The sequence below is a fragment of the Cedecea sp. B1(4) genome (assembly GCF_059414925.1).
The window spans coordinates 1-372 of record NZ_JCAHMZ010000082.1 but is presented as its reverse complement, the minus strand read 5'-3'; the positions used below and the strand labels follow the sequence as shown (position 1 = coordinate 372).

1 pseudogene is annotated in these 372 nt (G+C 72.0%); it reads left to right on the top strand.

Going from position 1 to position 372, the window contains the following annotated elements:
- Positions 1 to 372, top strand: a pseudogene (locus ACR6JA_RS22180) (ABC transporter ATP-binding protein); the annotation flags it as partial.

Genomic DNA, 372 nt, shown 5'->3' with positions numbered 1-372 from the left:
CCGGGTGCAGCGCTTTTCGACCGACTGGCACGCCAACAGCTTCGCCGGCTCGACCGTGCGCAAGATCACCCGCGGCATGTGGGCGGTGGACCTGCTGAACGACACGCTGCTGGTGGCGCTGCTGCCCTCGGTCATCATGCTGGTCGGCGCCACCGTGCTGCTGGGCATCCACTGGCCGGTGATGGGCCTGGTGGTCGGCCTGGGGTCGGTGCTGTACATCGCGGTCACGGCGGCGCTGTCGCTGGGCTACGTGGCGCCGGCGGCGCGGCTGGGCAACGCCTGGGACACGCGCATGGGCGGCGCGCTGGCCGACGCGGTCAGCTGTAACCCGGTCGTCAAGGCCTTCGGCGCCGAGACGCGCGAGGAAGCGCG